This window comes from Haloarcula litorea, from assembly GCF_029338195.1.
Lineage (GTDB): Archaea > Halobacteriota > Halobacteria > Halobacteriales > Haloarculaceae > Haloarcula > Haloarcula litorea.
Window position 1 is genome coordinate 2,697,596 of record NZ_CP119779.1, and the last position, 14,803, is coordinate 2,712,398.

At 70.2% G+C, this 14,803-nt stretch carries 14 protein-coding genes; 8 read left to right on the forward strand and 6 right to left on the reverse strand.

Going from position 1 to position 14,803, the window contains the following annotated elements:
- The first annotated feature begins 16 nt into the window (after nucleotides 1-16).
- Nucleotides 17-442, forward strand: a complete 426-nt coding sequence (locus tag P0592_RS14595; protein ID WP_276271637.1) for an SRPBCC family protein — start codon at nucleotides 17-19, stop codon at nucleotides 440-442.
- 35 nt (nucleotides 443-477) lie between these two features.
- Here the strand turns inward: P0592_RS14595 and P0592_RS14600 are convergent, their stop codons facing one another.
- The 5 genes from P0592_RS14600 to P0592_RS14620 all read right to left on the reverse strand — a co-directional run bounded on the left by P0592_RS14600 (nucleotide 478) and on the right by P0592_RS14620 (nucleotide 4,312).
- Nucleotides 478-711, reverse strand: coding sequence for a transcriptional regulator (locus P0592_RS14600; RefSeq protein ID WP_276271638.1), 234 nt, complete (start codon nucleotides 709-711; stop codon nucleotides 478-480).
- A gap of 150 nt (nucleotides 712-861) precedes the next feature.
- Complete coding sequence (locus tag P0592_RS14605) at nucleotides 862-1,848, reverse strand: sensor histidine kinase (protein ID WP_276271639.1); 987 nt, start codon at nucleotides 1,846-1,848, stop codon at nucleotides 862-864.
- Between the two features lie 48 nt (nucleotides 1,849-1,896).
- Nucleotides 1,897-2,769 (reverse strand): succinate--CoA ligase subunit alpha, encoded by an 873-nt coding sequence (gene sucD / locus P0592_RS14610; RefSeq protein ID WP_276271640.1) that lies wholly within the window; start codon nucleotides 2,767-2,769, stop codon nucleotides 1,897-1,899.
- Nucleotides 2,766-3,914: an ADP-forming succinate--CoA ligase subunit beta gene (gene sucC, locus P0592_RS14615; protein WP_276271641.1), complete on the reverse strand. Its 1,149-nt coding sequence runs from the start codon at nucleotides 3,912-3,914 to the stop codon at nucleotides 2,766-2,768. The genes sucD and sucC overlap by 4 nt, the downstream gene beginning before the upstream one ends.
- Nucleotides 3,915-4,033: 119 nt before the next feature.
- The gene (locus P0592_RS14620; protein ID WP_276271642.1) at nucleotides 4,034-4,312 is read right to left on the reverse strand and encodes a hypothetical protein; all 279 of its coding nucleotides are present in this window, start codon (nucleotides 4,310-4,312) and stop codon (nucleotides 4,034-4,036) included.
- A gap of 108 nt (nucleotides 4,313-4,420) precedes the next feature.
- On the opposite strand from P0592_RS14620, the gene P0592_RS14625 reads away from it, so the two are divergent.
- A complete protein-coding gene (locus tag P0592_RS14625) occupies nucleotides 4,421-5,203 on the forward strand; it encodes an NAD-dependent deacylase (protein ID WP_276271643.1) in 783 nt (260 codons plus the stop codon).
- Between the two features lie 115 nt (nucleotides 5,204-5,318).
- The gene (locus P0592_RS14630; RefSeq protein WP_276271644.1) at nucleotides 5,319-6,839 is read left to right on the forward strand and encodes a PAS domain-containing sensor histidine kinase; all 1,521 of its coding nucleotides are present in this window, start codon (nucleotides 5,319-5,321) and stop codon (nucleotides 6,837-6,839) included.
- Between the two features lie 78 nt (nucleotides 6,840-6,917).
- On the opposite strand, the gene P0592_RS14635 is transcribed toward P0592_RS14630, so the two are convergent.
- Nucleotides 6,918-7,349, reverse strand: coding sequence for a DUF5793 family protein (locus tag P0592_RS14635; protein WP_276271645.1), 432 nt, complete (start codon nucleotides 7,347-7,349; stop codon nucleotides 6,918-6,920).
- 119 nt (nucleotides 7,350-7,468) lie between these two features.
- Here P0592_RS14635 and P0592_RS14640 point away from each other — a divergent pair, with 119 nt between their 5' ends.
- The 5 genes from P0592_RS14640 to P0592_RS14660 all read left to right on the forward strand — a co-directional run bounded on the left by P0592_RS14640 (nucleotide 7,469) and on the right by P0592_RS14660 (nucleotide 14,798).
- Entirely contained in the window at nucleotides 7,469-7,969 is a 501-nt protein-coding gene (locus tag P0592_RS14640; RefSeq protein ID WP_276271646.1) for a DUF7549 family protein, read from the forward strand.
- A 93-nt stretch (nucleotides 7,970-8,062) separates the two neighbouring features.
- Nucleotides 8,063-9,685, forward strand: a complete 1,623-nt coding sequence (locus P0592_RS14645) for a type II/IV secretion system ATPase subunit (protein WP_276271647.1) — start codon at nucleotides 8,063-8,065, stop codon at nucleotides 9,683-9,685.
- Between the two features lies 1 nt (nucleotide 9,686).
- Nucleotides 9,687-12,125 (forward strand): type II secretion system F family protein, encoded by a 2,439-nt coding sequence (locus P0592_RS14650; protein ID WP_276271648.1) that lies wholly within the window; start codon nucleotides 9,687-9,689, stop codon nucleotides 12,123-12,125.
- A gap of 50 nt (nucleotides 12,126-12,175) precedes the next feature.
- Entirely contained in the window at nucleotides 12,176-13,831 is a 1,656-nt protein-coding gene (gene ligA / locus P0592_RS14655) for an ATP-dependent DNA ligase LigA (protein ID WP_276271649.1), read from the forward strand.
- Between the two features lie 76 nt (nucleotides 13,832-13,907).
- Complete coding sequence (locus P0592_RS14660; protein ID WP_276271650.1) at nucleotides 13,908-14,798, forward strand: EamA family transporter; 891 nt, start codon at nucleotides 13,908-13,910, stop codon at nucleotides 14,796-14,798.
- The last annotated feature ends 5 nt before the right edge of the window (nucleotides 14,799-14,803 follow it).

The following is a 14,803-nucleotide window of genomic DNA, read 5'->3' on the forward strand; positions in this document are numbered from 1 at the left end:
CCTATCTTCGATGATAATGGTCCGCCTCCCCGGAGATACGGACGTCTCGCTGACGGACACGCCGGACGGACGACGGCTGTTCGTCTCCCGCGTCGTCGACGCCCCGGCCGACGCCGTCTGGGACGTCCTCCGTGACACCGAGCGGTGGCCCGACTGGGGGCCGTCGGTCCGGTCGGTCGAGTCGCCGACGCGGTACGTCGAGCGGGGGACGACCGGGCGCGTCCGGACGGCGGCGGGCGTGTGGGTCCCCTTCGAGATCACCGCCTGCGAGAACCGCCGGTGGACGTGGGACGTGGCCGGACTGACGGCGACCGGTCACGTCGTCCGCGAGACGGACGCGGGGACGGTCGTCGGCTTCGAGATCCCGCTCGCGGCGAGCGGCTACGCGCCCGTCTGTGCCCTGGCGTGCCGGGACGTCGCGACGCTCGTCGAGCCGAAGTGAGTTCCGGGGCGGGGAGCGGTCGGCGGCGTCGGGTCTTACTGTTCGACGCGGGCGTCCGATACCCTGTGGATGTCGTCGTCGATCCCGGAGCCGTCGCAGTCGTCTGTCGGGCAGCGATAGTGCCAGCCGTCCTCCGTGGCGGCTCGCTCGGTGAACCGCTCGCCGCACTCGTCGCAGTAGAGCTGGCCGGCCTCGCAGGTGTCGAGGTGGAGCTCGAGTTCGAGTTCGGTGCCGAACGTCCGCTTGCAGTTCCGGCAGGTGTGGGGCATATCCAAACGTTGAAATCCGTTCCTTATAGCTACACCGGAACGTTCACGCCGTCCGATCGGCGGTCCCGGAATCGAACGCCGTCGGTCGATCCACCCGCGGATCGGGTCCCCGAGACGCCCGTGGTCTCGCAGTTCGCTCCGCCTACCGGGTCACTCGACCGTGACGTCGATCCGCGCCCCGCCCGCGTCGCTCTCCCCGACCGTCACGGTCCAGTCGTTTCTCGCCGCCAGTCGGTCCACCACGAACAGGCCGTACCCCTCCCGCTCGTGGGAAGTCGCGTACCCCTGTTCGAACACCCGCTCCCGGTCGTCGGGGTCGATCCCGGGGCCGTCGTCGGCCACGGCGAACCCGTCCTCGGTCCCCGTCACCGTGACGGTCACGTCGTCGCCGGCGTGGACGAGCGCGTTCTCGAGGAGGCGTCTGAGAAGCTCTCGAAGAGATTCACGAGGGGCCGAGACGGTCCGGTCCGTCGCCACGTCCAGCGTCGCGTCGACGGTGTCGAACTCGCCCCAGACCTGTTCGGCCAGGCCCGCGAGCGAGACCGGCTCGGACTCGTCGGGGAGCCTGGAGACGGACCCCAGCGTCGACAGTTCGCTCAGCAGCGTCTCGACGCTGTCGACGGACCGGTCCAGCGCGTCGGCGTGGGTCTCGTCGACGTCGAGCAGTTCCAGCCGGCCGGCGATGACGTTCAGCGGGTTCTTGGCGTCGTGCGAGAGGTCGCTGGCGACGTCGGCCCACCGCCGGCCCTGGGCCGCCCCGTCGAGGGTCGGGACGCGAGCCAGGGCCTCGACCCGGGCGCGCAGTTCCGCCGCACCGTCGCCGTCCCGCCACAGGACGGCGTCGCTGACACCGGCCGTCCGGAGCGACGCGACCCGGTCGGCTCCCCCGGTCGTCACCGCCAGGACCGGCCGGAGCGAGCCCGCGCTTCGGACGGCCTCGAACACCTCGACGGCGTCTCGCTCCGGTGGGCTGTCGACGACCACCACGGCGTCGGTGTCTCTGTCCACCCGGCCCGCGACCGCGTCCGGGTCGGCCCGTTCGACCGACACCTCAGTCGCGAGGGCGTCGGCGACCGCGTCACTCGTCGGTCCGTGGCCCACGACGAGGACGTCGCGTGGGCGGCCCTGCTCGGTCATCGGGGGCACGTACGGCGACGGGGGCAAAGAAACCGCGGGGTCGGACCGCTACAGCAGGTCCTCGACGTGGTCGGCGACCTCCTCGGGGGTGTCGCCGACGGGCACGCCGTTGTTCTCGAGGGCGGTGATCTTGGACTCGGCGGTGCCGGTCCCGCTCCCGGAGACGATCGCGCCGGCGTGGCCCATCCGCTTGCCCGGCGGGGCCGTGCGGCCGGCGATGAAGCCGGCGACCGGCGTGTCCATGTGCTCGCCGATGTAGCGGGCGGCCTCCTCCTCGTCCTCGCCGCCGATCTCGCCGCACATCACGACGGCGTGGGTGTCGGGGTCGGCCTCGAACAGCTCGAGCGCGTCGACGAAGTCCGTCCCGATGATGGGGTCGCCGCCGATGCCGATGGCCGTCGTCTGGCCGAGCCCGCGCTCGGTGAGGTTGTCGACGACCTGGTAGGTCAGGGTCCCGGAGCGGGACACCAGGCCGACGTTGCCCGACGAGAAGATGTTGCCCGGCAGGATGCCGAGCTTGGCGACGCCGGGCGTGATGACCCCGGGGCAGTTCGGCCCGACGAGGTGGGTGTCGGTCTCGCCCAGCCGGCGGTAGACCTTCGCCATGTCCTGCGTGGGGATGCCCTCGGTGATCGTCACGACGAGGTCGAGGTCGTCGACGTCGAGCGCCTCGAAGCAGGCGTCGCCGGCGAAGGCCGGCGGGACGAACACGACGGAGGCGTTGGCGTCCTCCTCGCGGGCGGCCTCGTGGACCGTGTCGTAGACCGGGACGCCGGCGACCTCCTGGCCGCCCTTGCCCGGCACCGCGCCGGCGACGACGTTGGTGCCGTACTCCATCATCTGCTCGGTGTGGAACTTCCCCTCACCGCCGGTGATGCCCTGTACCACGACGCGCGTGTCCTCGTCGACTAACACACTCATGCTTCGACCTCCTGTGCGTACTCGACCGCACGCTGGACGGCGTCCTCCAGCGTGTGCTCGACCGTCACCAGGTCCTCGTTCAGGATCTCCATCCCCTCCTCGGCGTTGGTCCCCGCCAGTCGGACGACGACGGGCTTGGGGATCTCGTCGAACTGCTCCAGCGCCTGGTTGATGCCGTTGGCGACCTCGTCACCGCGGGTGATGCCGCCGAAGATGTTGAAGACGACGGAGTCGACGTTGTCGTCGGAGAAGACCATGTCGAGCGCGTTCGCGATGCGCTGGGCCTTCGCGCCGCCGCCCACGTCCAGGAAGTTCGCCGGCGACCCGCCGTAGTGGTCGACCAGGTCCAGCGTCGTCATCACGAGGCCCGCGCCGTTGCCGATGATGCCGACGTTGCCGTCGAGTCGGACGTAGTCGAAGCCGTACTCGTCGGCCTTCCGTTCGAGCTCGTCGCCCTCCGCGGCCTCCTCGCCCATCCCGGCGATCTCGGGCTGGCGGAACAGGGCGTCGTCGTCGACGTTCATCACGGCGTCGGCGGCGACGACCTCGTCGTCGCTCGTGATCATCAGGGGGTTGACCTCGACGTCGCTGCCGTCGCGGTCGTCCCAGAGGCGGTAGAGCGTGGTCAGCACCGAGGCGACGTCGTTGGCCACGTCGCGGTCGACGCCGGCGTCGTAGACGACCTTCCGGGCCTGGTAGGGGTGCATCCCGAAGGCGGGGTCGACGTGTTCCCGCGCGATGGCGTCGGGGTCCTCCTCTGCGACCTCCTCGATGTTGACGCCGCCCTTCGTCGAGACCATCGCCACGGGCTTGCCCGCGCCGCGGTCCATCGTCACGCCGACGTACAGCTCGTTGACGAAGTCGACGGCCTCCTCGACCAGCACCGTCGAGACGTGGTATCCCTTGAGATCCATCCCGAGGATGTCCTCGGCCGCCTCGCGGGCCTCCTCGGCGTCCTCGACGAGCTTGATGCCGCCGGCCTTCCCGCGGCCGCCGACGTGGACCTGTGCCTTGATGGCGACCGGGTAGCCGATCTCCTCGGCCGCGTCGACGGCCTCGTCGACCGTCTCCGCCAGCTGTGACGCGGGTGTGGGGACGCCCGCATCGGCGAAGACCTGCTTCGCCTGGTACTCGTGTAATCGCATATCATACGGACAGCCGAGCGGCCGCCGTTTAAATCCGTCTGTCTCGGTCGGGCTGGCCGGCACTCGCGGACGGGCCCCTCCCGACGGCCGCTCGACCGGCGTTCGGCGGTGCCGGCCGATCAGGTGTCCGTCGCCGCCGCGGGGCCGACCCGGTCCCGGAGGCGGAGGACCGCCGTCCCAGTCAGCAGGACGGTCTGGTGCAGGACGGTGCCGAGAGCGACGGCACCGAGGACGCTCCCGGCCACGAGCCACGCCGGCACGCCCCGGACGAGCAGTACGACGAGGACGATCACCCCCGCCAGTGCCCCGTTGCGCACGGCGCAGAACAGCTCGGCGCGCAACAGCGACGGGACGCGCTGCTCGGTCACGTCGCCGTTCACGAGGCGGTCGTAGCACATAGCGACCCCTCGGGACGCTCCGAGTATAAATCGGTCGGCCACCGGAACGGGACGCCGGCGTCTGACCGAACCGACAGAGCCACGGCCGCCCCGCGCCGACGGACTCGTATGGACGACTCGACAGCGGAGCACGACCGCGCGATCGGGTCGGTGGCCGACGCCGTGCGGGCGGCCGAGTCGACGGTCGCGCTCACCGGTGCGGGGGTCTCGACGGCCTCCGGCATCCCCTCGTTCCGCGGCGAGGACGGTCTCTGGAACGAGCGCGACCCGACGGACTTCCACCGGCGGCGGCTCGACGCCGACCCCGAGGGGTTCTGGCGCGACCGCCTGGAACTGCGCGAGGAGCACTTCGCCGGCGTCGATCCCGAACCCAACGCCGCCCACGAGGCGCTGGCGGCGATGGAGGCCGCCGGCCACCTCGACGCCGTCGTCACCCAGAACGTCGACGGCCTCCACGGCGACGCCGGCAGCGACCGGGTCGTCGAACTCCACGGCACGAACCGCCGGATCCGGTGCGACGACTGCGCGGAGCGGCGGCCGGCCGGGGAGGTGTTCGATCGGGCCGCGAGCGGCGACCTGCCGCCCCGCTGTGACTGTGGCGGCGTCTACCGGCCCGACGTGGTGCTGTTCGGGGAGTCGCTGCCGGACGCCGCGATGAGCGAGGCCCAGCGACTGGCCCGCGAGAGCGACGTCTTCCTCGCCGTCGGGTCGTCGCTGTCGGTGCGCCCGGCCTCGCTCCTCCCCCGGATCGCCGCCGAGTCGGGCGCGACGCTGGTGGTCGTCAACTTCGAGCAGACGCCCCGGGACGGGGACGCGGAGCACGTGCTCCGGGCGGACGTGACCGAGGTGCTCCCGGCCGTCGCCGACCGGGTGCGGTCCTCGACGCCCTAGCCGCCCGACTCCCGAGTCGGGTCGGCCCCGGTCGGATACCGAAACGTGGACGCAGACGCTCTCAGCGCCGCATACATATCGCCATTCCTATCCGTCGTGGCCGATCTTACGTACTATGACTGACGAGGCTCCAGTTCAGACGGAGCACGCCGACCCGCAGACGATCCTCGGTCGGATGGGGGACGGCTTTCTGGCGTTAGACGGCTCTTGGCGTATCACCTATGCGAACGCCGAGGGACAGGAGATTCTCCGAGCGAGTACGTCCGATACTATCGACGACATCGAGGGACGGAACCTCTGGGACTCGATCCCGGAGTCGCGGGACACGATCTTCTTCGAGAAGTTCACAGAGGCGATGGCGGCACAGGAGCCGGTCGCGTTCGAGACCCACTACCGGCTCGTCGACGCGTGGTTCGAGGTCCGAGCCTTCCCGTCCGAGTCCGGGCTCTCCGTTTACTTCCGCGACATCTCGGACTACAAGGAGCTCGCGCAGGAGCGACAGGACAGCCTCTACGCGCTCCAGCAGCTCTACTCGATCTCGTCGGACGGGTCGAAGGACCTGGCCACCAAGGCGAACGAACTGCTCGCCCTGGGCTGTGAGTACCTCGACCTCCGGAACGGGTTTATGACGAGGATCGAACAGGGCGAACAGTACGTCGTCCACTCGGCCGCGACACACCCGGAAGTCCAGGAGGGGAGTTCCTGCCCGCTCTCGGAGGCCTACTGCAAGCGCACGATCGAACTCGACGAGCTGATGACCGTCGTCAACGCCTCGGACGAGGGCTGGCGCGACGACCCGGCGTACGACCGCTTCGAGTTCGAGACCTACATCGGCGGGCGATTGTCGGTCGACGGTGAGTTCTACGGCACGCTCTGTTTCGCGGACACGAGTCCACAGCGGGACGGGTTCACCGACACGCAGCGGACCTTCGTGGAACTGCTGACGCGCTGGCTCGGCTACGAACTCGAACGGAACCAGGCGGCGGAGCAGCTCAAGCGGGAGCGGGACCGGCTCGACGACTTCGCACAGGTGGTCTCGCACGACCTCCGGAACCCGTTGAACACGGCCACCGGTCGCGTCGAGTTGCTGCGAGAGGACACGGACAGCGAACACCTGCCCCCGATCGAGCGCTCGCTCGACAAGATGGAACAGCTCATCGACGACCTGCTCACGCTGGCCCGCGACGGGCAGAAGGTCAAGGAGACGTCGGCGGTCCGGTTGGCCCGAACCGCACGGACGTCGTGGACTGTCGTCGAAACCGACGGTGTCGAGTTCACGGTCACGGCCGAGGGGACCGCCGTTCTCGCCGACGCGGAGCGTCTGCAACAGGTGTTCGAGAACCTCTTTCGGAACGCGTCCGAACACGGCGAGACCGTGGCGGAGGTCGAGGTTGGCGTCCTCGACGACGAGCCCGGCTTCTACGTGGCCGACGACGGCGTCGGCATCCCGACGGGAGAGCGAGAGCAGGTCTTCGAACCGGGCTACACGACCCAGAACGACGGGACCGGATTCGGACTGAACATCGTCGAAGACATCGTCTCCGCCCACGACTGGCACATCGACGTCACGGAGTCGGCGGCCGGCGGGGCGCGGTTCGAGATCAGCGGCGTCGAGTTCGTCGACGGCTCCCAGTGAGGGTGACAACGCGTCGAGCGGGCCGGGAAGCGGCCCGACGGGGTGGCGACGCGTCCACGGCCGTCCCCGAAGACGGCCCTACAGTTCGACGCCGCCGGGGATGAGGCTGCGCTGGCGCAGCAGGTCGCCGTCGTGGTCGTAGACCAGCAGCGTCGACTTCTCGTAGACCAGCGACTTGCCGTCGCCGTCGGTCAGTCGCACCTCGTAGGAGCCGTCCCCCTCGCGGCGCTCGGCGGCGTCGACCAGCGCCGCGAGGTCGTCGGTCGCGGCCTCGACTTCGAGGACGAACTCGCCGGTCAGCCGGTTCGTCAGCGAGAGGACGCCGGCGTCGGAGTCGGCCTGCCGGCGGAACGCCACGTCGACCTCGCTGGCGTCGAGGGTGCCGCCGGTCGCTGTGGTGAGGCGCTCTCGCAACGCACTGTCCGGCCCGTCGTAGTCGATACTGACGGTCGGGGTGCCCTCGTCGTCGGGGTCGTGCTGCACGTCGATGGTGAAGTAGTCGCGCCTCATTCGGCTACCCACTGCTTGGGTGTCCGTCACAATGAACGTAACGGCGACGGCACGACCGCCCCTCCTGCCCGTCGCCTTCCGGGAGCTTTTACTCCCCCGGCGCGGGGCCTACACACAGGATGGCCTGGGTCAAGTCCGAGTACGCCGGCGAACTCGCGGTGCTCTCGACGTGGCTGGTCGGGCTCGCCCCGTGGTCCGTCTCGGTGTTCAGCCAGCGCGGCTTCTCCGTCGCCGCGCTGCGCTTTCTCCCCTTCCGGTTCCAGTTCATCTTCGGCGCGCAGTTCACCGGCGAGCGGCCGTTCCTCTGGACGTGGGAGGTGCCCGGTTTCGTCGCCTCCGGCGAGCTCACGCTCGGCGCGACCCTCGGTGCCGTCGCCTTCGGCGTCTACGCCGTCGCGTTCGCGCTGAGCCTGTTCTACTACGTCGAGGAGGAACGCCTCGAGGCGCGGTCCCCCGTCGACCCGGTGCGCCTGTCCGGCGGCCTGCTGGGGGCGGTGGCACTGCTCACCCTCGCGGCGACGGCGCTGTTCGTCCTGTACTTCCCCGGCGTGACCCTCCCCGTGGGTGCGGCCGTCGCGGCCGTCCTCGCAGCGGTCCTGCTGCGTGTCGATCGGGCCTGACCGTGACGAGCGCCGATCCGGAGAGCGAATTTAAGTAGGTGGCCGAGTAAGGGGTGACAAACCGGGCGCGTCTGCGCCCCGCTCTCTCTATCGATGTCCGACCCCGAAACACCCGACGCCGGCGACGTCGTCCGCGACCCGCTGGAACACATCCGCTCGTGGCTCTCTCGGACGGCGACGGTCCTCTCGGGCTCGGCGGCCCCGGCGTCGAACTACGACCCCAGCAGACACGGTCGGCTCGTCGAGTTCGACGGGCTGGCGGGCTACGAGGAGGTCGAGCGCTACTGGCTCAACGCGCCCTTCGCCTTCGTCTCCATCAACCGCGATCCGGAGAACGACGAGTTCCTCTATCACATCGTCGAGCCGTCGCTGAGCGACATCGAGACGGAGCTCCTCGACCGCCTGTTCGACGACATCCGCGGCCCGCTCATCTACCGGGACGACGTGGACACCGACCCCGAGACGGCACTGGCCGAGGAGCTTCGCCGCCGGCTGGAGGAGTACGGCGTCGTCGTCGAGGCCGAGACGTTCTACCGGCTCTACTACTACCTCTACCGCTCGTTCCAGGGGTACGGCCACATCGACCCGCTGATGCACGATCCCGACATCGAGGACATCTCCTGTGACGGCTCGAACCTCCCCATCTTCGTCTACCACGACGACTACACGGACATCGAGACCAACGTCGTGCTGGGCGACGAGGAACTCGACAGCTTCGTCATCCAGCTGGCACAGCGGTCGGGGCGACACATCTCAGTCTCGGACCCCGTCGTCTCGACGACGCTGCCGGACGGCTCCCGCATCGAACTCGCGCTCGGCGAGGAGGTCACCCCGCGCGGCTCGGCCTTCACCATCCGGAAGTACGCCGAGGAGCCGTTCACGCCGATCGACCTGCTTGAGTACGGCACCTTCTCGCTGGAGATGCTGGCGTACCTCTGGCTCGCCATCGAGTCCAACAAGTCGCTCATCTTCGCCGGTGGGACGGCGGCCGGCAAGACCACCTCGATGAACGCGCTGGCGATGTTCATCCCGCCCCGCTCGAAGGTACTCACGATCGAGGACACCCGCGAGCTGTCGCTGTACCACGACAACTGGCTCTCCGCCGTGACGCGGGAGCGGCTGGACGACTCGGACATCACGATGTACGACCTGCTGCGGTCGGCGCTGCGCCACCGCCCCGAGTACATCGTCGTCGGCGAGGTCCGCGGCGAGGAGGCGATCACGCTGTTCCAGGCGATGAACACCGGCCACACCACGTTCTCGACGATGCACGCCGACTCCGTCCAGACGGTCATCAACCGCCTGGAGAACGAGCCCATCAACGTCCCGCGGCCGATGGTCCAGAGCCTCGACATCCTCTGTGTGCAGGTGCTGACTCGCTCGGGCGACGAGCGGGTCCGCCGCGCGAAGACGCTGGCGGAGATCGAGGGGATCGACCAGCGGACCGGCGAACTCGACTACTCGACGAGCTACTCCTGGCAGGCGACCGCCGACGAGTTCACCGAGAGCAACAGCGAACTGATGGACGAGATCCGAGAGGAACGTGGGTGGAGCCAGTCGGAACTGCTCCGCGAACTCAAGGATCGCCAGCGGTTCCTCCGGTACCTCCACGAGGAGGGGGTCGGGGACTACCGGCGGTTCACCTCGATGGTCAACAAGTACTACGCCGACAAGGACGCCGTGATGGCCCGCATCGGGTCCGACGTGACCGTCTGAGATGGCGCTGAACCCGCTCGGTCTGGCCCCGCTCGCCGTCGTCCTCGTCGTCGGTGCCGTCGTCGCCGCCAGCGCGGTCCACGAGGGGTTCGACCGGCGACTGACGCGGGTCTCGCGGCGGCTGTTCGGGCGCTACGTCAAGCCCTCGCCCGAGCGCGAACGCCAGCTCGAGGCGGCCTACATCACTCAGACCTACCGCGGGTACGCCGCACGGACCTACCTGTTCACGGGGGCGGCGGCGGTCGCCGGCGCGATCCTGGGGCAGTACCTCACCGGCGGCTTCCTCCTCGCCGTGCCGACGCTGGTCGAGCTGTCGATGGGCCTCCCGCGGACGATGACGGCCGCACTCGGGCTCCGCGGGTTCGAGCTCGTCCTGACGCCACGGCAGACGCTGTGGATACTCGTCGGGAGCGGCGTCGGCTTCGGACTCGCCGTCGCGGGCCTCACCTACACGCTGCGGTGGGAGCTCCCACAGAACACGGCGGAGGTCCGCCGCCGCAACATCGACGAGGGGATGCCACGGGCCATCGCGTTTATGTACGCGCTCTCCCGGGGCGGCACGTCGTTCCCCGACACGATGCGGACCCTCGCCGCGAACGACGAGATCTACGGCGACGTGGCCCGGGAGTTCGGCGTCACCGTCCGCGAGATGGACCTGTTCGGCCGGGACGTGATCTCGGCCATCGGACGGATGACCAGACGCACGCCGAGCGAGGAGTTCAAGACCTTCTCGGAGAACCTCTCCAGCGTCCTCCAGAGCGGTCAGTCGCTGTCGTCGTTCCTCCACGACCAGTACGAGCGCCACCAGGAGGAGGCCGAGGAGCGCCAGGAGGACCTGCTGGAGTCGCTCGCGACCATCGCGGAGGCGTACGTCACCATCTTCGTCGCCGGGGTGCTCTTCCTCATCACCATCCTGCTCGTGTTCGGCCTGACGACGACGGACACGCTCGCCTTCCTGCAGATGCTCGCGTACCTCGGCATCCCGCTCGCGAACGCCGGCTTCATGCTCTACCTGGGGCAGAAGCTCGATCAGCTCGGGATCGGCGACATCGGAACGACGGCCGTGCTGGAACGTATCGAGACGGCCACGCTCGGTAAACCCGCACCCGAGCGGACCGCGACGGGCGTGACCGACGGCGGCGTCGTCGCGGGCGAGGACGACAATCGGGTGCGCCTCCGCTTCTTCGACCGCGCGAAGCGAGTCCGTCGGCTGCTGTCGTCGCCGGTCGAGTCGGTCCTCTGGAACCCGCCGTCGGTGCTGTACGTCGCCGTCCCCGTCGCGCTCGTGCTGTTCGCCGTCCGGGCCCCGGCGGCGTTCCAGACGCAGACGGTGAACGTCCGCTTGCTCGACGACTACGTGGTCCAGTCGCTGCTGCTCGTCCTCGGCTCCTTCGCAGTCGTCCGGACCGTCTACAGCCGCCGAATCCAGCGGATCGAAGCCGCCACGCCGGAACTGCTGGAGCGGCTCGCGAGCCTCAACGAGGCGGGGATGACGCTGGTCGAGAGCCTGCGTCGCGTCCGCGGGAGCGACGTCGGGGTGCTGTCGACGGAGCTCGACCGCATCTGGAGCGACATCAGGATGGGGGCGAACGTCGACGACGCGCTCGTCAGGTTCGGCCGCCGCATCCGGACCGTCTCGATCACGCGGGTCGTGACCCTCCTCACGAAGGCGATGCGGGCGTCGGGACAGCTCGGTCCCGTGCTCCGCATCGCCGCGACGCAGGCCCGGGCCGATCGCCGCCTCCGCCGGCGTCGCCGCCAACAGATGCTCACCTACCTCGTGGTCATCTACGTCTCCTTCTTCGTGTTCCTGGTCATCATCGTCGCGGTCCAGGCGGTGCTGGTGCCCGCGCTCCCGTCCTCGGTCCCGACGCCGGAGTCCTCGAACCGCCTCGGCGTCGGGGTCAGCCAGTTCGCCCGCCTCGGCCAGGTGGACAAGGCGGCCTACACGCTCGTGTTCTTCCACACCGCCCTGGTCCAGGCCGTCCTCACCGGGTTCATCGGCGGCCAGCTCGGGGAGGGAACGCTGAAAGACGGGGCCAAACACGCCGCGGTCCTGCTGACCATCGCCTACGTCGCGCTGGTGTTGCTGTCGGCCCCGGTGGCGTCGATGACGGTCACCGACGCCTCCGTCGACGGGGGCGAACTGACCGTCGACTCGGCGTCGCTGTCGAGCGGCGGGTTCCTCGTCGTCCACGCCTACGAGCCGGGCGGCGAGGTCATCGGGACCTCGGCGTACCTCGAACCCGGCACGCACGACGGCGTCACGATCCAGGTCGACAACCCCCCGCCGGAGGGGGCGACCGTCGTGGTCGTCGCCCACCGGGACACCGACGGCGACGAGCGCCTGGACTACTTCGAGACGGGCGGGGCGGTCGACCAGCCCTACGCCGCGTCCGGCCAGCGGGACGCGACGCTCGTCGAAGTCGAACTGGAGTGAGCTGCTCCGGATGACAGCCCTTACGGTCGCCGGCGCGTGAACCGAGAGCGATGGAGTTCGCCGCCTTCGCCGACCGCGCCGCGGCCATCGAGGCAGAGAGCGCCGACACCGCGATCACCGAGTCGGTGAGCGCGCTGCTCGCCGACGCGGACGACGACCTGGCGACGCTCGCTCGCTTCGTCCAGGGCCGGGTGTTCCCCGCCCACGAGTCCCGGACGCTGGACGTCGGCCCGCGGCTCTGCTACGAGGCCATCGCGCGGGCGGCCGGGCGGAACGTCGACGCCGACGACGTGGAGGCGCGGCTGGCCGAGACCGGCGACGTCGGCGAGGTGGCGGCCAGCTACGAGTTCGGCGGCCAGCGGGGACTGGGCGCGTTCGGGAACGGCGGCGGGGCCGACGGCCTGACGGTCGCGGCGGTGGCCGACGACCTCGCGACCCTCGCGGCCGCCAGCGGCGACGGGAGTCAGGAGACGAAGGTCGACCTGCTCTTTGGGCTGTTCAACCGCTGTGAGCCGACGGAGGCGAGGTACCTCGCCCGGCTCGTCCTCTCGGAGATGCGCATCGGCGTGGGGGACGGGACCGTCCGGGACGCCGTCGCCGACGCCTTCGACGTCCCCGTCGACGCCGTCGAGCGAGCGGTCCAGGTGTCGAACGACTACGGCCGCGTCGCCGAGGTCGCCCGAGCCGACGGCGAGTCCGGGCTCGCGGCCATCGATCTCGCCGTCGGTCGCCCAGTGCAGGCGATGCTAGCGCAGGCGGGGACGGTGAGCGAGGCGCTCGACGACTGGGAGGCGGCCGCCGTCGAGTGGAAGTACGACGGCGCGCGCGTCCAGATCCACTTCGACGGGGAGTCGGCGCGACTGTTCTCCCGGAACATGGAGGACGTGACCGACCCGCTCCCGGAGGTCGTCGAGACGGTGGAGTCGGCCCTCGACGCGCCCGCCATCCTCGACGGCGAGGTGGTCGCGATCGACGACGACGGGGACCCGCTCCCCTTCCAGGAGGTGCTCCGGCGGTTCCGGCGCAAGCACGACGTGGCCGCCGCCCGCGAGGACGTGACGGTCCGCGCCCGCGCCTTCGACTGCCTGCACGCCGACGGCGACGACCTGCTGGACGCGCCGCTGACCGAACGCCGCGACCGGCTCGACGCGCTCGCGCCCGACGACCTGGTGTCGGAGTGTCGGTTCACGACGGACCCCGACGAGGTGGGCGACGTCGAGCGACGCGCACTCGACGCCGGCCACGAGGGGATTATGCTCAAGGACCCGGACTCGGCGTACTCCCCGGGGAAGCGCGGCAAGCACTGGCGCAAGCGCAAGCCCGACGTGGAGACGCTCGACTGCGTGGTCACCGGTGCGGAGTGGGGCGAGGGCCGCCGGGCGACCCTCCTCGGGAGCTTCGAGCTGTCGGTCCGGACCGACGACGGCTACGCGACCGTCGGCAACGTCGCCACCGGCATCACCGACGCGGAGCTCGAGGAGCTGACAGCTCGGCTCGAACCCCACGTCGTCGACACGGACGGCCGGGACGTGACCCTCGATCCCGCCGTCGTCTTCGAGGTCGGCTACGAGGAGATCCAGACGTCGACGACGTACGGGTCGGGCTACGCGCTCCGGTTCCCGCGGTTCGTCGCGGTCCGGGACGACGTCTCGCCCGCCGACGCCGACTCGCTGGCGCGGGTCGAGCGGCTCGCGGACGCGCGGTGATTGACCGACCGGCCCACCCTCTCCCAGAGGGGGTTTCAAGAGTCGCTGCCCCGTGGCTCGACACGGGACGAACCCGATGCCGGGACTCGCGCTGGGGATCGGACTCGCGACGCTCGCGGCGCTCGCCCTCGCCGTCCAGAGCCTCGCGGTCCGGTTCAGCACCGAGCGGCAGTCGGTCTGGAGCCTGACGGCGACCGTCTTCGTCGTCAACGTCGCGCTGCTCGTCCCGGTCACCCTGGTCCGGCACTTCCCCGACCACGGCCTGACCGGCCGCGCGGTCCTGGCGTTCGCCGCGGGCGGACTCCTCGGCTCGCTGCTGGCGCGGGCCGCGCTGTTCGTCGGTATCAGTCGGCTGGGGGCGAGCCGCGCCGAACCGCTGAAGTCGACGTTCCCGCTGGTCGCCGTCGTCTCGGCGGTCCTCGTGCTCGACGAACCGCTCACGCCGCCGCTGGTGGTGGGCGTGGTCCTGCTGGTCGGCGGTGCGGTGGCCGTCTCGCTGGACGCGAGGACCAGCCGAGTGACCGGCTCGGGGCGGCGGCTCCTGGTGGACCTCTCGTTTCCACTCGCCGGAGCGCTGCTGCTCGGCGTCGATCCGGTGTTCACGAAGGTGGGACTCGGGGAGGGGACGCCGGCACTCGTCGGCGTGACGGTCCGGGTCGTCGCCGCGGCCGTCGGGTTCGGCCTGTTCCTCTGCTGGCGGTGGCTTCGGGACGACGCCGTCGCGCTGTCGCGTCCCTCCCGGTGGACCGTCGTCACGGGCCTCGCGAACACCGGGTACCTCGGACTGTACCTGGCGGCCCTCGCCCGAGCCCCGGTGTCCCTCGTCGCCCCGATCCTCGGCACGAGCCCGCTGCTCGTCGTGGTCGGTTCGGCGCTGTTCGCCCGGCGGCGGGAGCGGGTGACCCTCCGTCTGGCCCTGGGAGTGACCGTGCTTGTCGCGGGCGTCGCGTTGATCGTGCGTGGCTGAGGGCT